The organism is Tautonia plasticadhaerens, from assembly GCF_007752535.1.
Classification (GTDB): Bacteria; Planctomycetota; Planctomycetia; order Isosphaerales; family Isosphaeraceae; genus Tautonia; species Tautonia plasticadhaerens.
The window spans coordinates 2,628,745-2,651,540 of record NZ_CP036426.1 but is presented as its reverse complement, the minus strand read 5'-3'; the positions used below and the strand labels follow the sequence as shown (position 1 = coordinate 2,651,540).

General features: G+C 72.6%; 19 protein-coding genes. 5 read left to right on the top strand and 14 right to left on the bottom strand.

Annotated features, from left to right (window positions below):
• Window positions 1-147: 147 nt before the first annotated feature.
• Window positions 148-1,686 carry an FAD-dependent oxidoreductase gene (locus ElP_RS10270; RefSeq protein WP_145268972.1) on the top strand — a complete coding sequence of 513 codons (1,539 nt, stop codon included), beginning with the start codon at window positions 148-150 and terminating at the stop codon, window positions 1,684-1,686.
• A 77-nt stretch (window positions 1,687-1,763) separates the two neighbouring features.
• On the opposite strand, the gene ElP_RS10265 is transcribed toward ElP_RS10270, so the two are convergent.
• The 9 genes from ElP_RS10265 to ElP_RS10235 all read right to left on the bottom strand — a co-directional run bounded on the left by ElP_RS10265 (window position 1,764) and on the right by ElP_RS10235 (window position 13,373).
• Window positions 1,764-3,029 carry an AI-2E family transporter gene (locus ElP_RS10265; protein WP_145268970.1) on the bottom strand — a complete coding sequence of 422 codons (1,266 nt, stop codon included), beginning with the start codon at window positions 3,027-3,029 and terminating at the stop codon, window positions 1,764-1,766.
• A gap of 143 nt (window positions 3,030-3,172) precedes the next feature.
• Entirely contained in the window at window positions 3,173-4,807 is a 1,635-nt protein-coding gene (serA, locus tag ElP_RS10260; RefSeq protein WP_145268968.1) for a phosphoglycerate dehydrogenase, read from the bottom strand.
• Between the two features lie 135 nt (window positions 4,808-4,942).
• Window positions 4,943-6,100 carry a pyridoxal-phosphate-dependent aminotransferase family protein gene (locus ElP_RS10255; RefSeq protein WP_145268966.1) on the bottom strand — a complete coding sequence of 386 codons (1,158 nt, stop codon included), beginning with the start codon at window positions 6,098-6,100 and terminating at the stop codon, window positions 4,943-4,945.
• Between the two features lie 244 nt (window positions 6,101-6,344).
• Window positions 6,345-6,779 carry a phosphoribosyl-AMP cyclohydrolase gene (gene hisI, locus ElP_RS39505; protein ID WP_231749633.1) on the bottom strand — a complete coding sequence of 145 codons (435 nt, stop codon included), beginning with the start codon at window positions 6,777-6,779 and terminating at the stop codon, window positions 6,345-6,347.
• The gene (locus ElP_RS39500; RefSeq protein WP_231749630.1) at window positions 6,776-8,068 is read right to left on the bottom strand and encodes a tetratricopeptide repeat protein; all 1,293 of its coding nucleotides are present in this window, start codon (window positions 8,066-8,068) and stop codon (window positions 6,776-6,778) included. Before ElP_RS39500 ends, hisI begins: the two co-directional genes overlap by 4 nt.
• A 281-nt stretch (window positions 8,069-8,349) precedes the next feature.
• The gene (locus tag ElP_RS10245; RefSeq protein WP_145268962.1) at window positions 8,350-10,602 is read right to left on the bottom strand and encodes an SEC-C domain-containing protein; all 2,253 of its coding nucleotides are present in this window, start codon (window positions 10,600-10,602) and stop codon (window positions 8,350-8,352) included.
• A 180-nt stretch (window positions 10,603-10,782) separates the two neighbouring features.
• A complete protein-coding gene (locus ElP_RS37815; protein WP_197446863.1) occupies window positions 10,783-10,938 on the bottom strand; it encodes a hypothetical protein in 156 nt (51 codons plus the stop codon).
• Window positions 10,925-12,301: a glycosyltransferase family 9 protein gene (locus tag ElP_RS10240; RefSeq protein WP_145268960.1), complete on the bottom strand. Its 1,377-nt coding sequence runs from the start codon at window positions 12,299-12,301 to the stop codon at window positions 10,925-10,927. Before ElP_RS10240 ends, ElP_RS37815 begins: the two co-directional genes overlap by 14 nt.
• Window positions 12,276-13,373, bottom strand: a complete 1,098-nt coding sequence (locus ElP_RS10235; protein WP_145268958.1) for a glycosyltransferase — start codon at window positions 13,371-13,373, stop codon at window positions 12,276-12,278. The genes ElP_RS10240 and ElP_RS10235 overlap by 26 nt, the downstream gene beginning before the upstream one ends.
• 481 nt (window positions 13,374-13,854) lie before the next feature.
• Here ElP_RS10235 and ElP_RS10230 point away from each other — a divergent pair, with 481 nt between their 5' ends.
• The 3 genes from ElP_RS10230 (at window position 13,855) to ElP_RS10220 (ending at window position 16,679) form a co-directional block, all read left to right on the top strand.
• Entirely contained in the window at window positions 13,855-14,046 is a 192-nt protein-coding gene (locus ElP_RS10230) for a 2-C-methyl-D-erythritol 2,4-cyclodiphosphate synthase (protein WP_145268956.1), read from the top strand.
• 92 nt (window positions 14,047-14,138) lie between these two features.
• Window positions 14,139-15,230 (top strand): DUF1559 family PulG-like putative transporter, encoded by a 1,092-nt coding sequence (locus tag ElP_RS10225; protein WP_145268953.1) that lies wholly within the window; start codon window positions 14,139-14,141, stop codon window positions 15,228-15,230.
• A gap of 159 nt (window positions 15,231-15,389) precedes the next feature.
• Window positions 15,390-16,679, top strand: coding sequence for an aminotransferase class V-fold PLP-dependent enzyme (locus tag ElP_RS10220; RefSeq protein WP_145268951.1), 1,290 nt, complete (start codon window positions 15,390-15,392; stop codon window positions 16,677-16,679).
• A gap of 30 nt (window positions 16,680-16,709) precedes the next feature.
• Here ElP_RS10220 and ElP_RS10215 read toward each other — a convergent pair whose 3' ends face one another.
• The gene (locus ElP_RS10215) at window positions 16,710-17,177 is read right to left on the bottom strand and encodes a hypothetical protein (RefSeq protein ID WP_145268949.1); all 468 of its coding nucleotides are present in this window, start codon (window positions 17,175-17,177) and stop codon (window positions 16,710-16,712) included.
• Between the two features lie 264 nt (window positions 17,178-17,441).
• On the opposite strand from ElP_RS10215, the gene ElP_RS10210 reads away from it, so the two are divergent.
• On the top strand, window positions 17,442-18,329 hold the full coding sequence (locus ElP_RS10210) for a DUF1223 domain-containing protein (protein WP_197446862.1): 888 nt from the start codon (window positions 17,442-17,444) through the stop codon (window positions 18,327-18,329).
• 43 nt (window positions 18,330-18,372) lie between these two features.
• Here ElP_RS10210 and ElP_RS10205 read toward each other — a convergent pair whose 3' ends face one another.
• From ElP_RS10205 to ElP_RS10190, 4 genes are all read right to left on the bottom strand, one after another.
• Window positions 18,373-19,911 carry a polysaccharide deacetylase family protein gene (locus ElP_RS10205; RefSeq protein WP_145268945.1) on the bottom strand — a complete coding sequence of 513 codons (1,539 nt, stop codon included), beginning with the start codon at window positions 19,909-19,911 and terminating at the stop codon, window positions 18,373-18,375.
• A 4-nt stretch (window positions 19,912-19,915) separates the two neighbouring features.
• A complete protein-coding gene (locus ElP_RS10200) occupies window positions 19,916-20,758 on the bottom strand; it encodes a class I SAM-dependent methyltransferase (protein ID WP_145268943.1) in 843 nt (280 codons plus the stop codon).
• 164 nt (window positions 20,759-20,922) lie between these two features.
• Complete coding sequence (locus ElP_RS10195; protein WP_145268941.1) at window positions 20,923-21,705, bottom strand: glycosyltransferase family 2 protein; 783 nt, start codon at window positions 21,703-21,705, stop codon at window positions 20,923-20,925.
• Complete coding sequence (locus ElP_RS10190; RefSeq protein WP_145268939.1) at window positions 21,675-22,769, bottom strand: CDP-alcohol phosphatidyltransferase family protein; 1,095 nt, start codon at window positions 22,767-22,769, stop codon at window positions 21,675-21,677. Before ElP_RS10190 ends, ElP_RS10195 begins: the two co-directional genes overlap by 31 nt.
• Between the last annotated feature and the right edge of the window lie 27 nt (window positions 22,770-22,796).

Sequence of the window (22,796 nt, the reverse complement as noted above, 5' to 3'; positions counted from 1 at the left end):
TTCGAACGGCCCGGCGTTGCAGACAATGGCCCCTCTCCCCGCGAGCGGGGAGAGGGGGACCGTTTCAACCGGGCTCGGTCCGTCGGTTGCATCCTCGGTGTCGACACGCCGCCCCACCGAGCCGACCGCAACGACGGAGAATGACCGATGCCCAATGCCTCCGGGAGCACCACCTCGACCTGGATGGAGACCGCCGACCTGCCGACCTTCGGGCCACTGGACGGGGATGCCCGGGTCGACATCTGCGTCGTCGGCGCCGGGATCGCCGGCCTGACGGTCGCGTATGAGCTGTCCCGACGCGGCAAGTCCGTCCTCGTGCTGGACGACAACCCAATCGGCGGCGGCGAGTCGGGCCGGACCACCGGGCACCTGTCCGACATGCTCGACGAGGGGTTCCACCTGCTGGAATTCCTCCAGGGGGCCGAGGGGGCCCGCCTCGCCTTCGAGAGCCACCGGGCCGCCATCAACCGCATCGAGGAGATCTGCCGGGACGAGGAGATCGACTGCGACTTCGATCGGGTCGACGGCTACCTCTTCGCCGCCGAGGGCCAGTCTCCGGACGACCTGGAGAAGGAGCTGGAGGCCTGCCACCGGGTCGGCAAGTCGGACGTCTCCCCCGTCGACCGCGCCCCGATGCCCGGCGTCGATACCGGGAAGGCCCTGAAGCACCCCGGCCAGGGCCAGTTCCACGTCCTCAAGTACCTGGCCGGGCTGGCCGCGGCGATCGGCCGCCGGGGGTGCCGGATCTGCACCGGCACCCGGGTGAGCAAGATCGAGGGCGGTTCCCCCTGCCGGGTGGAGACGGACGGCGGCCCGACGGTCGAGGCCGGGTCGGTGGTCGTCGCCACCAACTCGCCGATCAGCGACTGGCTGGCGATCCACACCAAGCAATATCCCTACCGGACCTACGTCGTCTCCCTGGAGGTGCCGGCCGGGGCGATCCCGACCGCCCAGTTCTCGGACACGGCCGACCCCTACCACTACGCCCGGATCCACCCCGTCCGGAATCGGGAGGGGAAGGCCGATCACGACCTCCTGATCGTCGGCGGCGAGGACCATCGGGTCGGCGAGGCCGACGACTTCGACGCCCGGTTCGGCCGCCTCGAAGCCTGGGCCCGGGAGCGGTTCCCCGAGGCCGGCGAGGTCGAGCACCGCTGGTCCGGCCAGGTCCTCGAACCGGCCGACGGCCTCGCCTTCATCGGCGAGGACCCGTCCGGCAAGGAGAACGTCTTCATCAGCACCGGGGACTCCGGCCACGGCCTGACCCACGGCACGATCGCCGGGATGCTGATCCCCGACCTGATCCTCGGCGTCGACAACCCCTGGGCGAAGCTCTACGACCCCTCCCGCAAGTCGCTCCGCTCCCTCCGGACCTTCGCCGGCGAGAACCTGAACGTAGCCGCCCAGTACGCCGACTGGCTGACCGGGGGCGAGGTGGCCTCGGCCAACGAGATCGCCCCCGGTTCCGGCGCCGTCGTCCGGGAGGGCCTGAAGAAGGTGGCCGTCTACCGGGACGAGTCGGGCACCCTGCACCGGAGGTCGGCCGTCTGCACGCACCTGCAGGGGATCGTCCGCTGGAACGACCTGGAGAAGTCGTGGGACTGCCCCTGCCACGGCGCCCGGTACGACCCCAAGGGCCGGGTCATCAACGGCCCGGCGCCGATGGGCCTGGCCGAGGCCGAGTGAGGCGAGTCCCCATGCCCCGGCCCCCTCCCCCGTCCTTCCGCGGGGGAGGGGGACCGGGCCGAATGACCCGAACGCGACTACGACTCCCGCCCGTTCCCGCCGAACAACGCCCCGATCGGCGCGGAGCCGGGCGTGACCTCGACGAACCCCCGGATCAGGACCATCATCGGCAAGGCCGTGACGAACCCGAGCGGCCCCCAGAGGAACCCGAAGAAGAGGACGCCCACCAGCACGGCCAGCGGGTCGATGGAGATCGCCTCGCCGTAGAGCATGGGCAGGATGATGTAGCTCTCCAGGGTCTGCAGCAGCACGTAGACCCCCAGCATCACCAGCGGGGGCCAGAGGGCCTGGCTGGTGATCGCGGCCACGAAGACCAGCATCCCCCCGGCGATCACGGCCCCGAAGTACGGGACGAGGACCAGCAGGCCCGTCATCAAGCCCCAGAGCGCCCACTGGGGGAGGCCGACCGCCCAGCTCACCAGGGCGATCGTCACGGCGTACCCGGTCGCGACCATCAGCACGCAGCCGACCCAGCTGCTGATGGTCCGGCCCATCCGTTCGAGGTCCTCGTCCTTCAGCTCCATGCCCAGCGCGTTGCCCGCCCGGACGATCCGGGCCGACCACTCCCCCCGGCTGTAGAGGATGTAGAGGATCAGGAACAGGAACACCACCACCTGCCCGAGCACGCCGAGCACGCCGCCGACGCTCCGCATCACCCACTGGCCGATCGACCCGGCATTCTCCCGGACCTTCTCCGCCCAGTATTCCTGCGAGGTGATCCCCGGGGTGGACGACCCGTCGGAGTCGGAGGCCTCCGTTCGCTGGGAGGAGTCGGCCCCGGCCCCGGCCCCGGCCTCGGCCTCCCCGCCGGGCTCTCGCCCCGGGGCCGATCCGCCCTCCTGCTCGCCGCCCTCCGAGCCGGTCATGACCTCCGGCTCCGTGACCGCGCCGAAGAATGGGGACCCTCGGAGCGGCCCGGTGACCTTCGAGGCGAGCCGGCTGAACTGGTCGAAGTAGCGGTCGGAGTCCCGGACCACCCGGCCGGCCTGCGCGGCGACGAGCCCGGCGGCGGTCAGCAGGATCAGCGTCACGATCGCCGTGCAGGCGATGCTCGAGGCGCCCCGGCCCAGCCCCCGGCGCTCGATCCAGGAGGCGACCGGGTGCAGGGCGATGGCGAGCACCAGGGCGAGGATCAGCGGGATGATCAGCCCGGTCATCTGGGTGCTGGCGGCCAGCACGACCACGGTGGCGATGACGACCAGCGACACCGTCCGCGCCCAGGAGTCCCGGTCGGGGTGGGCCTGCCTCGGCTTCGACGGGGCCTCGGCGTTGGGGCGGGGCATGATGGGGCACCTCTGGCGGTTGCGGCTCGGTCGGTTGGCGCGGGCCCGTCGGTGGGGATCTCATGAGATCCCCACCGACGGGATACGGCCCGACTCTGGTGCAACCCCGGTGCCGATGCCGGCCCGGCGTCGGCCCGGTCCGGTCAGAGCTGGAGCCAGCTCGGCAGCTCGCCGTGGGCGGGCAGCTTGATGAAGCTGACGCTGATCACGTCGGGGTGGTCGGAGACGGCCTTCAGCGCCTCCTCGTCGGGGACGGCGTCGAGGTTGACCACGCCGATCGCCTCGCCCCCCTGCGTCTCCCGGCCGACGTTCATCTGGGCGATGTTCACCCCCCGCTTGCCGAACTCGGTGCCCAGGGCGCCGATCAGGCCGGGGCGGTCGTTGTGGGTGAAGATCAGCAGGTTGCCGTCCAGGTGGGCGTCCAGCCGGTACGGCCCGAGGCGGACCAGCCGGAGGAACTCCCGGCCGAAGAGGGTGCCGGAGGCGACGTAGCCCTTGCGGTCGGTCTCGACCTCGGCCTGGATCATCGACGAGAAGTCGCCCGGGTCGGTCGACTTCTCCTCCGTCAGCGTGATGCCGCGCTCCTTGAGCCCGGCCTCGGCGTTGACGAGGTTGACCTGGCCGCCGAGGGCCGTCTCCATCCAGCCGGCGGCGAAGGCGGCGGTGATCAGCCGGGTGTTCTTGCCGGCCACCTCTCCCCGGTAGCGGAGGGTCGCCGACTTGATGATCCCCCGGTCCATCTGGGCGTGGAGCATCCCCAGGCGTCGGGCCAGGTCGAGGTACTGGCGGAGGTCGTCCAGCTCGGCGCGGTTGAGCGTGGCCATGTTCACGGCGAAGCGGACCTGGCCCCGGGCGAGGAAGTCGACCAGCAGCCGGGCGGCCTCCTCGGCCACCGCCACCTGGGCCTCCTCGGTCGAGGCGCCGAGGTGCGGGGTGACGACCACCTTCGGGTGGCCGACCAGCGGGTGGTCGGCCGGCGGCGGCTCGGGCTCGAAGACGTCGACGGCGGCGCCGGCGACGTGCCCGGAGTCGATCGCCTCCCGCAGCGCGGCCGGGTCGATCAGGCCCCCCCGGGCGCAGTTGATGATCCGGACGCCGGGGCGCATCTGCGCGATCGTCTCGGCGTTGATGAGGTCCTTGGTGTCGGCCGTCAGCGGGGTGTGCAGGGTGATGTAGTCGCACTGGCCCCAGAGCTGGTGCAGGTGCGGGATGCTCTCGATGCCCAGCTCCGTGGCCCGCTCGGCCGAGAGGAAGGGGTCGAAGCCCAGCACCCGCATCTCGAAACCGAGCGCACGCTGCGCCACGGCCTGGCCGACCCGGCCCATGCCGATGATCCCCAGGGTCTTGCCCTCGAGCTGGCGGCCGGTCAGCTTGTTGCGATCCCAGCGGCCGGCCTTCAGGCTGGCGTCGGCCTGGGGGACGTTCCGGGAGAGGGCGAGCATCAGGGCCATGGTGTGCTCGGCCGTGGAGACGGTGTTCCCCCCCGGCGTGTTCATCACGACGATGCCGTTCTTCGTCGCCGCCGGCACGTCGATGTTGTCGACGCCCACCCCGGCCCGGGCGATCGCCTTCAGGCGGGTCTGGCCTTCCAGGATCTCGGCCGTCACCTGCGTCCCGGAGCGGACGACCAGGGCGTCGGCCTCCCGCAGCGCGGCCTTCAGGCCGGGCACGTCCTTGGCCAGCTCGGTCCGGACGATCACCTCGAAGTCGGGCTCGGCCTTCAGCAGGGCGAGGCCTTCCTCGGACACCTTGTCGGTCACCAGCACTCGATGGGGCACGTCGATCGGGCTCCGGTCGCTCGGTTCGTTCGGGGGGTAATCCAGGCGGGGGCGGGGCGTTCGCCGCGGCGAGGGGGGGACGGCGGATCCCCCGCCCTCCCGGGGTCGAGGGGGCGGGGGATCCGGGAAGGACGCTCAGGACGCGCCGACCGGGCTGCCCTGGCCGATCAGCACCCGCTGGGCGGCGGTGACGCCGGCGCCGGGCTCGAACTCGTGGCCGAGTTCGGCGAGGACCATCTCCAGGGCGGCGAGGGCCCCGACGACGTCGACCTCGTCATTGTAGCCCATGTGGCCCATCCGGAGGATCTTGCCCTTCACCTTGTCCTGGCCGCCGACGATGGTGATGCCGAAGCGGTCGTCGAGCTTCTTGCGGACGTCGGAGTCCTTCAGCCCCTCGGGGACGTAAAAGGCCGTGAGGCCCTCGGCCGGTCGGGCGCTGAAGAGTTCCAGGCCCAGGGCCTTGATGCCCGCCTGGCAGGCCTCGCTCATGGTCTTGTGGCGGGCCCAGACCCGCTCGATCCCCTCGGCCTTAATCATCGACAGCGACTTGTTCAGGCCGAAGATCAGGGTGTGGGCGGGGGTATAGGGGGTGTCCCAGTCGGCCAGCTTCTTGCGGGCGGCCTTCAGGCCGAAGTAGAAGGCCTTCGGCTCGAAGGAGTCGATGACCGCCCAGGCCTTCGGGCTGACGGTGACGAAGGCCAGGCCCGGCGGCAACATCAGGGCCTTCTGCGAGCCGATGCAGAGGAAGTCGATCTTCCAGTCGTCGGCCCGGCACTCCATCGCGCCGACCCCGGAGATGCCGTCGACGGCGAACAGGGCGTCGGTCTCGGCCACCACCTTGCCGATCGCCTCGATCGGGTGGCCGGTGCCGGTGGAGGTCTCGCTCAGGGTGCCCATGACGACGGCGATGTCGTCCCGGCCCTTCAGCGCCTGGGAGACGCGGTCGGGGTCGACCGGCTGGCCCCACTCGAAGTCGATCGTCTCGGCCTCGATGCCGTGGGCCTGGCAGATCTTGAGCCATCGCAGGCCGAACCAGCCGGCGTTGAGCACCAGCGCCTTCTTGCCCGGCGGGACGGCGTGGATGGCCGCGGCCTCCATCGCCCCGGTGCCGGTGGCGGCGAGGATGGCCACGTCGGACTTCGTCTTGAGGATCTCCTGGAGCCCCTCGACGGCCTCCTTGATCCCCTGCTTGGTGCGCGGATCTCGCGAGTGGATGACCGGCTTGGCCATCTCCAGCAGGACTTCCTCCGGCACGGGGGCGGGACCGGGGGCCATCAGACGCGGCTTGCGCATCGGTACGAATCCTTGGCTTGTGAAAAATTGCACGAGCGGGGTGACGGGGCGGGAAAGGGTCCAGTCTACCCATCCCGACCCGAGTTCGGGGAGTCGTGTTCGCGAGAAGCGACGAGGGGCCGGGGCCTCGGGCCGGCCTCCCGGTCGATCGGCCGTGGGGATCGCCCCCGGGTCGTCGTCCGGGGCCCTTCGCCTTGAATCCGGGCCCCCTGGGGTCGGAATCCGTGTCGGTGTCGGTCTTGCCTCAGCTTCCTGCCCCGTAGACGGCCCTGGGGTCGAAGACGGGGGCGCCGGTGGCTCCGAGCCGGCCGTCGGCCTCGACCTTGCGGAAGAAGCAGGAGCGGTAGCCCTCGTGGCAGGCGCCGCCGACCTGCCGGGCCCGGATCAGGAGCACGTCGCCGTCGCAGTCGACCCGGATCTCCTCGACGTGCTGGACGTGCCCGGAGGTCCCCCCCTTGTGCCAGCTCAACTTGCGGGATCGGGAGTAGAAGTGCGTCTGGCCGGTCCGGAGCGTGTCGACGACCGCCGGGCGGTCCATCCAGGCCATCATCAGCACCTCGCCCCCCTCGGCGTCCTGGACGATCGCCGGGATCAGGCCGTCGGCGGTCCACTTCAGGAGGTCGAGGAAGGCGGGATCGGGTCCGGTCTGGGCTTCGGATTCGGATTCAGGGGCGGTCACTTCGGGTCCCTTCGGGGCTGGAGCGGCAGGTCGACGCCCGGGGGAGGGGCGTCGAGCGCGTCGAGTCCGAGGCTCCGGCGGAGGCGGTCGAAGTCGTAGCCGAGGTACAGCTCGGCCGACCCCGGCCGCCGGGCCAGCTGCTCCCGGACGAGGGTCACGCCCGAGAGCTTCGCCCGCAGGACGAGGTCCCCCTCGGCCGCGAGTTCGCCGGCCTCCCGGGGGGATCGTCGGGCGGGGGCCTCCTCGTCCTCGATCGTCCGGCCGATGCCCAGCCCGGCCCCGAGGCCAAGCCGGGGGACGGCCACCCATCGGCGCTCGAACCCGTCGGCGATCGCCGCGGCCTGGAGTCGCCGGAGGGCCTCGGGGGAGAGCCCCTCGGGCAGCCGGACGGTGGCGGCGGAGGCGTCGAGCATCGCCAGGGGGAGCGGCGTGCTGCTGCGGTCGAACTCCAGGCCCCGGCCGAGCCGGGCCTCGATGGCCTGCTCCACCCCCTCGATGGCCGACCGATCCAGGCCCGAGCAGCGGAGCAGGCCCGGCGAGAGGATCACCACCGCGCGGACGTGGGGCAGGTCGGCCGGGCCCGGCTCGGGGGAGGCGGGGGGCATCGGCCGGTCCAGCCACTCGACGATCCGGGCCCCCGGCGCCATCGGCTCCAGGCTGGCCGGGTCGACGGGCACGGGCATCTCCCGGACGGCCCCGAGGGCCTGGTCGGCCTCGAAGGGGGGGGGGGCGTCGTCGGGCCAGGGGACCTCGAAGGCGTAGCTCAGGTCGTCGGCCCGGTGCTCGGCCCCGGCGCCGTGCCGGAGGATCTCGGCCAGCGCCCAGGCCTCGGCGGCGAGGTCGGGCTCGGGCCCGGCGGCGAGGTGGACGTAAAAGTCGAGGGCGTCGATCGCCTCGTCGTTGCGCCCCAGCCAGGCCAGGCAGAGCCCCCGGTTGTACCAGGCCGGGGCGTCTGTCGGCTCCCCCTCGGCGATCTCCTCGAAGGCGGATGCGGCCGCGTCGAGATCCGACAGATCCCGGCCCCGGAAGGTCTCGTTCCAGCGTCCCCGGGCCTCGTCGTCGGCCGGGTTGAGCAGGCGACGGGGCTTGCGGGCGACCTCCGGCAGATCCTCGGCGTCGGCGAGCCGTGCCAGGGCCTCGGTCGCGGCCTTGTCCCCCGGCTTCAGGCGGATCGCCTGCTGCCAGCTCGCCCAGGCCGCCAGCGGCCGCCGGAGCTGCAAGTGCCGCCAGCCCTCGTGGACCAGGGCCAGGGCTGCTTCGGCGGCGAGGGCGGCGGGGTCGGGGGACATGGATTCTCCTGGACTGGGTCGCGCCGCGGCGCTCGATCAATCTGGCCCCCTCTCCCCGCAGGCGGGGAGAGGGTTGGGGTGAGGGGTCCGGGCCTGGAACGCCGCGCCCTGTGCTTCGACCGAACCCCCTCACCCGGCCTTCGGCCACCCTCTCCCCCTCCTGCGGGGGGGAGGGTCGGAGGGATCGGCTCGGGGTGATCGGGGGGCGGGCCTCGGCGAGCCCGCGACGGGACCGCCATCGACCACCCGTCGTCGACCGGCACGGGGGGGATCCCCGGCGGTCACTGCCCCGGGAGGATGATCTTCCGCCCTCCCCCCTGCCCCCCGCCGCCTCCGGCCGGGGCGCCTGGGGTCCAGACGCCCCCTCCGCCGCCTCCGGAGGGGCCGCCCGGGGTCCAGATCTCCGGCTTGGTGGCCGAGACGCCGAGGCCGCCGGAGGCGGTGGTGACCCGGGGGCCGTACTGCGAGAGCACGGCCATCAGGGGGCGGCTGTCGAGCATCATCTGGTCGGGCCGCTCGGGGTGCGGGGCCATCTGGATCAGGCCCATGTCGAGCAGGTTCGACATGACGACCTGGCTGGCGCCCCGGTCCTCCCGGTAGCGTTCCAGGATCACGGCCAGCTCGGGGACCCACTGCTCGGGCTCCTCGGCCCGGGACCGGATCCGGACGGCCTGGAAGTCCCACCGGGGGGCGTTGGCGGCCTTGTGCGGGGCGGGCTCCTCGCGACGGCCCCGGTCGATCCAGTCGAGGGCCTCCTTCACCTCCCCCCGGCCGGCGGCGAGGTTCGCCAGGTCGCCGAAGACGACGAGTCGCTCGGCCGGATGCTTCCCCTCCAGGAAGCTCGGCCGGTCGGCCAGGACCCGGGCCGACCGCTCCAGGGCCCGGTGCTGGCCGAAGGTCCGGCTGCGGAGGAACAGCTGCCAGAGCCGGTCGTTGTCCAGGTGCTCGGCCGGGATCCGGGACAGGCGGGCCAGGTGGGTCGACTCGATGTCGACGGTCGCCGGGTCGGGGGTCGGCTCGGCGGGGATGCCCAACTCGGCCCGGAAGGCGTCCAGGTCGAAGCCCGGGTTGGAACGGCCGGCCTCGATCTGGCCGAATGCGGCCCGCAGCGCGACCTCGGCGTCGCCGTCCCTGGCGGCCTGCCGGGGGGTCCGGCCCCCGAGGCCGGGCAAGGGGGTCTCGGGCCAGACCTCCCGGAGGACCCGGGCCTGCTCCTCGCGCTGGATCCGGCGGACCTCGTCACGCTCCAGGCCCTCGGGGATCACCCACTCGGTCCGGAGCGCCAGCGAGACCTTCGCCACCTTCTCCAGGACCGTCGTCCTGGGATGGGAGGGCGGGATGCCGGGACCGGCCAGCGCGATGAAGCGCTCGCGGAGCCGGTCGAACTGCTTGCCGACGTCGAAGCCGTCGAGCAGGACGCTGTCCTCGGCCACCAGCACCCGACCGACGACCCGGGCCATCTCGCCGGGGGCCATGCCGGTTCGGGCCTCGGGCCGCGGGCGGTCGAGCATCGAGAAGACCTCGACCTCGTCCGCGTCGGGGTCGTCCTGGTCCATCACGCCGGACCCCTCGGAGGCGACGTCCTTGTCGGCCTCCTCGGCCTTGCGGAGGGCCGTCAGCAAGGCCTGGCGGTCGGCGATCGGCCAGGTGAGCCGGACGTGCTCGACCTGGTCGTCGTCGGGGATCCGCTCGATGAGCTGGCAGAGCGTCTCCAGGTCGACGGCCTCGGGGGTGGGGCCGACGGCCTTGATGTAACGCCGGAGGGCCTCGACGGCGCCGTCCTCATCGGCGGTCCAGAGCCGGCAGATGCCGAGGTCGTGCTCGGCCTCGACGATGCCGTCGGCCGCCAGGGTCTCGAACCGGGCGGCGGCCTGGGCCCAGAGCGCGCCGTCGGCGGCCTCCAGGGCGGCGTCGAACCGCGGCTTCGCCTCGGCGGGGAGCGAGGCCGGGGCCGGCTTCAGGCCGTAGGGGTTCTTCAGCCAGGGGGACAGGCCGCCGTCCTGCATCAGCGACCGGAGGGCCTGCTTGGCCATCGGGTCGTCCTCGGGCTCGAAGGCGGCGCCGATCTCCAGGTGGGCGATCCCCGCCGGGATCCGTTCATCCCGGACGAGCATCACGCCGATCATCCGGAAGATCCCTCCGAAGCCCGGCCGGGCCTCCGGCGGGACCGCCGAGAGGGCCGACTGGAACTCCTCGGCGCCCCGGGCGGGCCCCTCGGTCATCAGCGTCAGCTGGATCTTCTGCGCCAGGGCCCCGAGGTGGTCCGGCTTCGCCCTGAGGATGGCGTCGACGGCCCGGATCGCCGGGCCCGGCTGGTCGAGCCGCTCGTGGACGATCGCCTTCTGGAGCAGCAGCCAGGGGGCGTCTCCGGCCTTCTTCAAGCCCTCGTCGATGACCTTCAAGGCCTGGTCGAGCTGCTCGCCGCGGATGAGGCGCTCGGCCCTCAAGGCCGGCTCCTCGGCCTTGTGGCAGCACCACTTGTACTTCTCCTGGCTGCCGCACGGGCAGGGGGAATAGGGGTCGACCGCGGCCATGACCGTCCTGTTGGCTGGGGGGCTCGATCGCCTGGTGGCGACGGGAGATGTCTTCGGGCGCAGAACGCCAAGGGCGGCCCCGCCGGGGCCGCCTCCTCGACGCCCAGCGTAGCAGAGCCCCCGCGACCGCGCCTACCGTTCGACGGGCACCCCGGCCCCGACGCCCGACGACGCCCGGGCTCATCCCGCGCGGGCCATCCCCTCGATCGCCTCCCACGCCCCCGGCAGTCGTTCCCGGAGCACCATCCGGGCATACAGGGCCCCGAAGACGACGACCCAGCCGAGCGTCAGCCACGATCGCCAATCGAACGGCCGGGCGGCCTCAGAGCGGTGCATGGGGGGACTCCGACCGGTGCAGCCTCGACCACCATCGCCTCGACGCCTCGTAGACCCGATCCGGGGTCATCCCCGACATGCATGGGTGATCGGCCAGCGGGCAGGCCTTGCGGTGGCAGGGGCGGCAGGGCACGTCGCGGCGGAGCACCAGGCTCCGCCTCGACCAGGGCCGCCACTGCCCCACCCGGTTCGTGCCGCTGAAGAGGACCACCGAGGGCACCCCCGCGCACGCCGCCAGGTGCGCCGGCCCGCTGTCGACGCCCAGGAACAGGTCGGCCCGCTCCAGCAGGGCGGTCGTCTCGGCCACGGCGAGCCGGCCCGTCCAGTCCCTCAGCCCGGGATGCGACCGGAGCGTCGCCGCCAGGCCGTCGTCGTCCGGGCCGCCGATGACCACCGCCCGCCAGCCGTCCTTCAGGAACCGGCCGAGCAGGTCGTCCCAGTGGGCGATCGGCCAGCGCTTCGCCAGGGTCCCCGCCCCCAGGTGCACCGCGAGCAGCGGGGCCGAGGCCCCGAACCGGCCCGCGTGCAGCCAGTCGGGCTCGAACTCGTCGGGGAACGCCCCAGGGGGATCGGCCCGTTCGGCCGACGGGCCTCCCCCCGCCGGGACCGCCGCCAGGGCTTTCCGGGCCGCCTTCCGGGCCGCCCGGTCGTCTCCGGTCCAGGCCTCCCGGAGCATCCGGGACACCCGGGCCCGGTCCCGGTCCGAGACGTGGACCGACACCCTCGCCTCGTCGTCCCCGACGCGATCGACCCCGATCGCGTCGAGCAGGGCGAGCCGGGATTCGACTTCATGCCTCCCCGGCACCCAGTCGGCCAGGTCGGTCAGCAGGAACCCGCCGCCCCCCATCGCCCAGCCGACCCTCCTGGGGATCCCGGCCAGGGCGAGCACGAGCACCGAGAGCACGTCCCCCCTCACGTCGATCCCCAGGTCGTAACGCCCCCGTCGGAGCGTCCGGCCGATCGACCAGACCGCCGAGGCCAGGGCCCACCGGCCCGGCCGGCGCTCGAACCAGTTGCGGTCGGCCAGGATGACCCGGTCGACCAGGGGCTCGGCCTCGAAGACCGCCCGGTTGCTCGGCGAGGCCAGCACGTCGATCGACGCCCCCGGGAACCTCGCCCGGAGCCTCGGGAAGATCGGGCTCGACAGCACCGAGTCCCCCAGGTGGTCGAGCTGCACCACGAGGATCCGCCCCGGATCCGGCCAGTTGCCGACCGGCCGGGCGAGCCTCCAGAGGAGGATCGCCAGCCCCCCGACGGCGTCCAGCACGCCGACGAGCACCCGCCATCGCCACTTGCTGTAGCGGTAGCGGCGGACCGGCACGGGGCCCGGCGCCCGATCAACCTGTCGGGGCGATCTCGTCATAGACCTCCGCCGTCCTTCGGGCCACGGTCGCCCAGAGGTACCGCCGACGGACGAGTTCGGCAAGCTCAGTTCCGCCCCGACCGGCCTCCCACGCGGTTTGCAAGGCCCCGGCGATCTCCCCCACCTTCCCCGGCCTCGCGTAGAACGCCCGATCCCCGAAATACTCCCGGGTGCTCCCGAACGGCGTGATCACCACGGCGCACCCCGCCAGCGCCGCCTCCAGGGCCGCCAGGCCCGGCGTCTCGAACCAGCTCGGCAGGGCGAAGACCCGGGCCGCCCGGAAGGCCGACGCCAGGGCGGGGTCGTCGGCGTCCATCCTTGGCACCCAGGTCACGCCGGCTCCCCCCTCGGCCTTGCACCGCGATGCATAGGATTCGCAGCCCGGCACCGGGTCGCCGATCACCACCAGCGGCAGGTTTCCCCGTTTTGCCCCCCTCACCAGCCCCAGCACATTCTTCCTGGGCTCGATCCTCCCCGCGTACAGCACGAATCCCCCCGCGCCGACCCGTTGGCGGAAGAGGGCCGGATCCGCCTCCGCCACGTCGGGCTCCACCCCGTTGGGGACCACCCGGATCTTCCGCCGGTCGAGCTTGAAGAGTCGGACAAGCTGCTCCCCCTCGGACTCGGAGTTCGGCAGGACCGCGTCGGCGATCCCCAGCAGCTCCCGCCGCCAGCCCGGGAGCCGGGGGACCGCCCGCCGCAAGGCCCACGCCCCCAGGTCCCTCGCCCCTTTCACCCGGCTCGGGGCCAGGCCCCACAATGCCGACGGCTCGAACCAGCAGATCGGTGAGAGCACGACCGGGACGGCCCTCGCCCCGGCCACCCTCGCCAGCTCGAGCCCCTCCCTCGACATGCCGAACAGGTGCAGCAGCCTCCCCTCCTCCAGCCGGTCCGTCCACGGGTTGAACGGCCGGACCCTCACCCCGACCGCCTCCAGGTGCCTGGCCGTCCGGGCCAGTTGCACCTCGCCCCCTCCCGGCGCCTGGAAGGCGTGGCTCGGTGAGTGCAGGATCACGGCCCCGGCATCCATCGGGCCGGAGGATCGGGTCGATAGCCAGTCGAACGACGTCATCTCGAAGGACATCCCGATCGGCGGGGAGGGGGTGGTTGGAGACCCTCCCGGGCGCCCCGGGACGAGTCGCGAAGAAGGTAGGTGCGTACGACGACCGGGGGGGCAATGCAAGGGGGAGGCGAGTAGGGCCCGGTCGATCCGCCGGCCCGAGGGGAGGGTCGCGTCTCGGAAGTCCCCGACGAGGTGGTCATTGACAGTTCTCTCAGGCATGGGTAGCGTCTTTTTTGAGGTTTCACGCCGTTGGTTATCCCCGGCAGGCGTTGACCGGCGGAGGATCCTCTTCACCCAAGGGGGCTCCAGGTCGAGGTCGAGCCGCCCGAAGACGCCGGCCCCACTCCTTGGGCCCGGCGTCCGTCGATTGACGCTCATAGGTAGGTAGAGCGTTGACATCCGGGTTTGGCCCTGGACTTCGGGACTCATCCCCAGGCCGCCGTAGACGATCCGCGCCGATCCCCGCCCCCCACCTGGGAGCTTCATCACCGTGTCCAGCCTCAGACGAGCGGCCCTGGCCTCGACCCTGACGATCTTGGGAGCCCTCCCGACGATCGGCTGCGGCTCCTCGGAGCGCGAGCCGGCCGGGACGATCCAGGGCCAGGCCCCGGCCGACTACCGGGAGCAGATGGAGCAGAACATCGCCCAGCCGGTGTCCGGTTCGTCGCCCGAGCCCCGCTGAGCCGCCCCCGCCCGGGGCCCGGTCGTTCGCGACCGACCCGGGCGGGCGACTCCAATCCCTCGAACCTCTCCCCCGATCACAAGGAGCCGTCCATGTCCGATCGTTCTCGGCGCAGTCGAGGCCGCCTCGGCTTCACGCTGATCGAGCTGCTGGTGGTCATCGCCATCATCGGCGTCCTCATCGCCCTCTTACTGCCGGCGGTGCAGGCGGCCCGGGAGGCGGCCCGGCGGGCCCAGTGCACCAACAACCTCAAGCAGCTCGCCCTGGCGACCCACAACTACGTCGACAGCAACCAGATGCTGCCGATGGGCTCCTTCTACATGTGGCCCCAGACCTGCAACCGGTGGAAACAGGCCCACAGCTTCTACATGGGACTGCTGCCCTACTTCGAGCAGATCTCGGCCGTCAATTCGTATAACTACCAGCTGCACCCCTACCAGGCCCCGAATTCCACGGTCATGGGTCTGGGCTTCAGCGCCCTGTGGTGCCCGAGTGACCCGGAGGTCTCCCAGCCGGTCGTGGCGAGCATCCCCAGGAACTTCCTGGGCAGTTGCAGCGGCGTGCCGGGCGGCCTCGTCGCCAATCCCCCGTGGCTGCTCTACCACACCTCCTATGCTGGCAACGCCGGCATGTTCCCGGCCTACCCGAGCGGCCCCAACGGCGTCGACCCGAACTACTCGGCCATCGTCTCCAAGGCGAACGGCACGATCCACTTCGGCAGCCAGGTGCCCCTCTCCGCCATCCGGGACGGCACGAGCAACACCCTGCTGCTGGGTGAGCGGGCCTTCAGCCGGATCCTGCCCCCCGAGAGCAAGGACGTCTGGTTCCTGTGGTTCTCCGGCGCCTACAGCGACACGATGTTCACCACCCTCTTCCCGCTGAACCCCTACAACCGGATCCGGGTGACCGGCCCCGACGTGGGCGTGCCCGGCGGCGGCAACGCCTACACCGCCGCCGCCTCCAGCCTGCACCCGGGCGGCGCGAACTTCGCCTTCGCCGACGGCTCGGTCCGCTTCCTCAAGGACACCATCGACACCTGGCAGTACGACGAGGCGACCCTGCTCCCCGTCGGCGTGACCCAGACCAACGGCGTCTACACCGTGGTCCCCGGCACCCGGGTCGGCGTCTTCCAGGCCCTCTCGTCGAGGAACGGCGGCGAGGTCATCAGCGCCGACCAGTTTTAACCGACCCCGGCGGCTCGCCCACCCGGGCCGCCGGCCCCCTCGACCGATTCGGGGCGCCGGGCCGTGCCGGCGGATCGCGCTCGCCCGGCCCGAGCACGCGGCCCTCGTCCGGCGAGGCCCCGGCCCCCCTCGCTCGCACCCGCCCCCCCGAGGTATCGCATGGCCTCTCGACGTTCCTTCCTCGCCGGAGTCGCCGGCGTCGGCCTGGCCGGCGCGTCCTTCCGGGGCGATGCCATCGCCCGGGCCGCCGGGGCCTCCGAGCGGGCCGGCCGACGGCCCGCCGCCGAGGTCGCCCGGGACGAGGACTACTGGCTCGAGATCAAGCACTGCTTCGACACCGATCGCACGGTCATCAACCTGAACAACGGGGGCGTCTGCCCGACCCCGAGCCACGTGCTCGAGCAGATGATCCGGGACCTGAGGTTCACCAACGAGTCCCCCGTCCAGCACATGTGGAGGGTGCTCGAGCCCCGGGTCGAGTCGGTCCGCCGGGAGCTGGCCCGCGAGTTCGGCTGCGACCCCGAAGAGCTCGCCATCACCCGAAACGCCACCGAGGCGATGGCCACGCTCATCTTCGGCCTCGACCTGGAGGCCGGCGACGAGGCGATCATCACCGACCAGAATTATCCCCACATGCAGACTTGCTGGACGCAGCGGGCCCGCCGGGACGGGGTCGTGGTCAAGAAACTCTCGTTCCCCGTCCCGCTGCCGTCCCCCGACGTGTTCCTCGACGGGATTCGGGGGGCGATCACCGACCGGACCCGGGTCGTCGAGCTGCCCCAGGTGACGAACTGGTCCGGCCAGGTCTTCCCGATCCGGGAGGTCTGCCAACTGGCCCGGGAGCGCGGGATCGACGTGCTCGTCGACGGCGCCCACGGCTTCGCGCAGCTCCCCGACCGCCGAGACGACCTGGGGTGCGACTTCTACGGCACGAGCCTGCACAAGTGGCTGCTGGCCCCCATCGGCACCGGCTTCCTCTACGTCCGCAAGGGGAGGATCAAGGACGTCTGGCCGATGATGTCCTCCTCGGCCGGCGACGAGGACATCCGCAAGTTCGAGGAGATCGGCACCCACCCGGCCGCGATCCACAACGCCATCGCCGCCGCCCTGGCCTTCCACCGGGCCATCGGCGTCGACCGCAAGCTCGCCCGGCTCCGCTACCTCCGGGACCGATGGGCCAAGCCGCTCCGGGAGGCCGACCCCCGGGTCGAGATCCTGACTTCGATCGACGACGACGACGCCTCGACCGGCATCGCGCTGGTGCGGGTCGACGGGATCGACAACGGTGCCCTGTTCGGGCACCTCTGGGGCAAGCACCAGATCGTCACCTCCCCGACCACCCACGAGCAGTTCGCCGGGGTGAGGATCTCGCCGAACCTCTACACCACGCCCGACGAGATCGACGTGTTCGTCGAGGCCATGCTCGGCGTCCTCGCCGACGGCATCTGACCACCCTCCCGTCGTCTCCGGGGCGATCGATCACCGTGATCCCGAGGACCTCGGCCGGCTTGCCGAGGGGGACGGCCGTGGTTTGCGGTCCCGCCAGCGTCGGAGGTTCTTCTTGAGGAGTGCGGGGAGCGAGTCTTCGTCCAGCTCCTCGGCGGGGGTCACCGTCTCCCAGTCGAGGGCCGCCCGCACGGCGGCCTTCAGGCTGAAGGGGGGGCGGACGGCGGAGGGGCCCGGCAGGTCGACCCGGTGGGAGGGCCCCTCGAAGGCCAGGCCGTCGAGCCGGAGCAGCCCCCGGGGGCCGGGCATCGGCAGGCTGGCGACGTGACGGCCCCGGACCACCTCCAGGGTCATCGGGTACGAGCCGCCCCAGTCCTCGAAGGCGACCTCGAATCGCCCCGGCCCCCTGGGCGAGACGGACCAGCGGCGGCGGTCCCTCCAGGACCACCAGCGGGCGAAGTCGGTGAGGGTGGCCCGCCAGGTCAGCTCGTAGCGGTCCACCTCCCCGGCCAGCGCCTCCCGGCCTGATCGGCGACCCGACCGCCAATTTCGAGCCCGCCGAGCCGTTCGCGTTCCTCTCCCACGTCGGGAAGTAGCTCCCTGCAACCGGATCGCTCGGGCCCGGCCTTCCGGCGGGCCGGACGAATAGGGCCGCACGGGGCGTCGTCCCTGTCCCAGCCAGCCGGGCCCGGCCAGGGGCGCCTCGCCCGGGCGGATGCACCCCCTCGACTCGATCCGAAACGGGGCTCCCGAATGCGCAATGCGATGATCCTCAGACTCCTCCCCGCCGCGATCCTCGCCCTGGTGGGGCCCGAGGCCCGGGCGCAGCCCGGGACCTCGGGGGTCGACGAGCGTCGGGTGCTCGTCGAGCTGTTCACTTCCCAGGGCTGCAACATGTGCCCGGAGGCGGAGGAGATCCTCGGCGACCTGGGGGATGCGGACGGCCAGGCCCTCACCGTGGCCTTCCACGTCGACTACTTCAACGAGCCCTGGGAGGACCCCTTCTCGGAGACGCTCTACAGCCGGCGGCAGTGGACCTACAACGAGCTGTACACCAAGCCCAAGAACCCCGAGTATGGGCTCTATTACACGCCGATGATGATGGTCGACGGCGTCCAGACCGTCAACGGCCGGGACCCCCGGAACCTCCGGCTCGCCGTCAAGGCCGCCAGGTCGAGGCCGCCGCTGGTCTCCATCGACGCCGAGCTGACGCCGGGGGCCGAGCCCGGATCCGCCGACCTGAGGGTGGCCGTCTCCCCCTTATCCTCCCGGGTCGTCGGCCGGGAGTTGCTCGTCTGCGCCGTGCTCCGGGACGACCGGGTCGCCACCGAGGTCCCCTCGGGGGAGAACGCGGGCAAGACCCTCGTGAACCGCTACCCGGCGCGGAAGACCGAATACGAGTTTGCCACCCTGGAGGACGACCGGACGGCCTCCGAGTCCGCCTTCTCCTTCAAGGTCGCCCCCGGCCTGCCGACCGACCGCCTCGGCCTTGTCGTCTTCGTCCAGGACCGCAAGACCGGCGCGGTCTGCCAGTCGGCCTTCGTGCCCTGGGCCCTCCCCGGGACGAAGGCCGACGAATCCGAGGCCGTCGAGCCCGATCCCGGGGCGACCCCGGCGGATCCCCCCGGTGACGAACCCGGGCCATCCCGCTGAGGCGCAAGGGCGGGGAAATCGACTTCGAGGGCTGCCCGGTCGATCACCGGGGCAGAGCCGTCGCCCGGCCGCCCCCGGCCCCGACCTGGGACCCTCGTCGGCGGTCCCGCCAGCGTCGGAGGTTCTTCTTGAGCATCGAGGGGAGGGAGTCTTCGTCCAGCTCCTCGACGGGGGTCACCGTCTCCCAGTCGAGGGCCGACCGCACGGCGGCCTTCAGGCTGAAGGGGGGGCGGACGGCGGAGGGCCCCGGCAGGTCGACCCGGTGGGAGGGGCCCTCGAAGGCCAGGCCGTCGAGCCGGAGCGTCCCCCGGGGGCCGGGCATCGGCAGGCTGGCTACGTGACGGCCCCGGACCACTTCCAGGGTCATCGGATATGAGCTGCCCCAGTCCTCGAAGGCGACCTCGAATCGCCCCGGCCCCCTCGGCGAGACGGACCAGCGGCGGCGGTCCCTCCAGGACCACCATCGGGCGAAGTCGGTGAGGGTGGCCCGCCAGGTCAGCTCGTAGCGGTCCACCTCCCCGGCCAGCGCCTCCAGGACCTCGGGGAAATAGGCCAGCCTCCGCTCGGGGTGGCCGTAGACGAAGGCCGGCTCCCCCTGGTCGATCCGGGCCCGAACGGCCCTCACCAGGTGGGAGGCGATGGTCCCGCCCTCGCCGATCCCGGCCTCGACGAACAGCCCCTCGCAGATCGGGTGGATCGGCACCTGGAGCACCTTCGACCAGCGTCCTCCCAGCCAGGGGAACGAGGGCAGGTCGTCGTAGCCGAGGCTGAAGTCGGAGGAATACAGGTAGCCGAGGCCTTCGATCGCCGCGTCGAGGCCCGGGTTCCACCTCCCTTCCGGCGCCGCGAAGCCGACGGGGTCGAACCCCCGATCGACGAGCAGGGCGTGGGCCCGCTCCAGGTTCCGGCGATTGGCGACCGGGTCCCGGTAGACGACATGGAAGTGCCCGTGGGACTGGGTATCGAGCCGGCGGAGGTCGGCCAGCACCGACTCGTCCCGGCCGTAGGCGGCGGTGCTGACGAAGTGGGTGGAGCAGTCGTCGAGCGGCCTCCGGGCCTCGGCGAAGCGTCGGTAGTCGTCGGGGAACGGCTCATCCAGGTCGAGCCGGAGGTTGAAGGCGGCCCGGTACGGGTAGGGGAAGGCCGAGATCCGGGCCCAGATCCCCCCCCTCCGGGAGACCTCCTCGCGGAGCCGGGCGAGCAGGAGGCGGCGGATCGCCCCCTTGTCCCGGGTCGAGACGCGCTCGGTCAGCTCGGCCCCGGCGACCTGCCAGGTGCTCGGACCGGCCCGGTGGTCGACCAGGGCGTCGAAGGGGTCGAACGGCCAGCCGGATCGGAGGCGGTCGACGTCGATCGCCTCCTGCACCGGGCCCAGCGGCAGCCCCCGGGCCGAGATGCCGGATCGGCCGTCGAAGAGGAGGAACCGCCCGCGCTGGAGGACGACGGGGTGGGGCTCGACGATCGTCTCGAACGGCACCCCCTCCTGCCGGAGGATCCGCTCCAACCCCGGCGGCGTGCCCCAGAGCAGGAGCGGCAGGGCCGGCGGCCCGTCGGCCGCGTTCGCGCCGGAGGTCGCGTCCATGGCCCTACTCCTCCCCCGATCGGGCCGACCAGGCGACGAACCGCCGGGCCACGGGGACGAATCGGAAGATCGGCGATTTTTGCTCTATCGGCGACCGGATCGCCTCGGCCCGGACGCCGACGAATCCGGCCCTTCGCAGCAGCCGGGGCACCTGCCCCGGCCGGAACCAGCGCTCCCGGACGGCCGAACCCGGCGGGTACATCCACCGGCCCCTCCGCTCGTCGATCCGCTTCACCAGGGCCGCCGGCAGCCAGGGCCGGATCGGGTCGAGCGACGCGGCGTTCTTGTCCACGATCACGACCCGCCCCCCCGGCCGGAGGACCCGGGCGGCCTCGGCCAGCACGACGGGCAGATCCCCCGGGGAGACGTGCTCCAGGACCTCGACGAAGAGGACCGCGTCGATGCCCCCGTCCGGGATCGGCAGCCGGCGGATCGACCCCAGCGCCACCGGCAACCCCGAGTCGCGGGCGGCCCTGAGCATGGCCCCGGAGACGTCCAGCCCGACGACCCTCGCCCCCCTCCGAGCCAGCTTCGAGGCGAACCGCCCCTTGCCGCAGCCCAGGTCGAGCACGAGTCGGCCGTCGATCGGACCGAGGTGGCGGAGGATCGCGGAGAGCCGGAAGTCGTCGGCCGGGACCTCGTCCCTGAACCGGGCCTCGAGCGCGTCGAACCGGGAGGCGACCGTGGATTCGTGGCGGGAGGCGGCTGCGGACCGCCCCCTCTCTGGGCCTCCGGCCGCCCTCGCCCCCGCAGACGGGGGCGAGGGCCCGAGCCCGTCCCCCTCTCCCCGCTCGCGGGGAGAGGGTTGGGGTGAGGGGCCGTCGAGGGTTCGCAGAGTCGTGCTCATCGCCCGATCCCCCCTCACCCGGGCTTCGCCCACCCTCTCCCCCGAGGACGGGGGCGAGGGTCGGAGAGCCGGACTCTTCGCTGCCGCCTTCGGGGGAACGGGGGCGTCTTGGGGCGACCCCGAACGATGGCCCGTCGATGCGCCAATGGTCGAATCGAGCCGGGTCACGCCGCCCTCCCCCGGGCCTCGGCCCGTCGGGTTAGCTCGCGGTGCTTCCAGTGCCGCACGGCGACCGAGACGCCCGACATCGCGCAGAAGACCAGGCCCTCGGGGCCGTCCCGGTAGCCCTGCTTGGCGACGTAGAGCTTGGCGAAGGTCCAGAATGGCCGGACGACCAGGTCCCAGGGGCGCACCGGCCGATTCTGGCGGTGGAACTCGATCGCTTCCAGGCTCGTGTATTTGTTCAGCTTCCTCAGGAAGACGTCCATCGTGGGGATCGTCCGGTGCAAGAGCGGCTCGGTGAGCACGCCCTCGGGCCCTCGCAGGGCGACCGTCTCGTGCACGGACCCCACCCAGCGCCCCTTCCCCCTCCGGAAGAGCCGGAGCGGCCGGTCGTCCTGGGTGCCGGAGTGGCCGAAGGGCCGGCCGAGGATCACGCTCCGGATCGGCACCCGGTAGCCGACGAGCGGGGACCTGCGGTCGAGCACGGCGTCCCGGATCTGCGCGGCCAGGGCGGGCGTGGCCCGCTCGTCGGCGTCGATGGCGAAGACCCAGTCCCCCCTCGACGCCTCCAGCGCGGCGTTGCGCTGGGAGGCGAAGTCGTCGAAGGGGCGGGACACGACGCGGTCGGCCTTGCGGCGGGCGATCGCCAGGGTGTCGTCCCGGCTGGCGGGGTCGACGACGACCACCACCTCGTCCGCCCAGCCGAGCGAGGCGAGGCAGCCGGGCAGGTTACTCGCCTCGTCCCGGGCGATGATCAGGGCCGAGATGCGGGGTCGCCTCGCCATGACGGTCCCACCTTTCGGATCGCGCCCAGCGCGGCGCGGATCGGGAAATAAGCCGCGTACAGGGCCAGCGCCCACTCCAGCCGCCCGAGCGCGGCCAGGACGATCCAGAGGTGCCAGCGGATGTCCGAGTGCCCCAGCCGGCGGATCCACCACGTCGGGGAGGCCGGGCGGGCCTCGGCGTCGAGCGGCACGCGGGCCAGCCCGGAGTTGCGGTCCTGTCGGGCGACGGCGCGGTCCCACTCGTCATTGCTGACGGTGAACAGGTACTTGCCCATCGCATACGCCATCCCCACCGCCAGCCAGCCGGGCCAGCCGGTCCGGGAGAAGGCGGCGAGGGCGATCGACGCATGGAGGACCATCTCCCCCGTCTCGTCGAGGGTGGTGTCCAGCCACCGGCCGAGCGGCGAGGCCGTCCCCTGCCTCCTCGCCAGCCGGCCGTCGGTGCCGTCGAGCACCAGGGCCAGGGCCACCGCAGCGGCAGTGGCCCAGCGGATCGCCGGGTCGAGCCGGCTTGAGGCGACTAGCCCCGAGGCGGCCAGCATCAGCAGGAACGAGCCGACCGTCAGGGCGTGCGGCCTCACCCTCGTCGGCGCCAGCAGCCGGACCAGCAGCCCGGCGAGGCCGACCGACCAGTACCGGCCGATCGGCTGGTAGCTCTTGCGACGGACCAGCTCCGCCTCGGCCCCGGCGATCGCGTGGGGCGAGTCGAGCCGCCAGACGGCGGCCGACTCCGGGTCCCGGCCGCGTCGGGCGGCGCGTCGGAGTCGGTTCGGGTCGTAGAGCCGGTCGGCCCGGAGGACGATCGAACCCTCCGGCGGCGGGCCCGTGACGAACCGAACCGATCGGGCGGCCGGGGTCCCGGCCAGCAGCCCGGAGAGGACCGGGTGCTCGTCGACCCTCGCGTGGATCGTGACCGGCGCCCCGTCGCCGCCGACCCCGGCGGCCAGCTCGACCAGGTGCGCCAGCACCGGGCGGCCGAGCAGCGCGATCCCGGCGATCGGGCCGTCCGGCCCACGGGGCCGGGCGTCGATGAGGATCGGGGGCGTCTTGCTCGTTCGTGCCATCGGGCGCCTCCCTGCGCCGGATCGCCT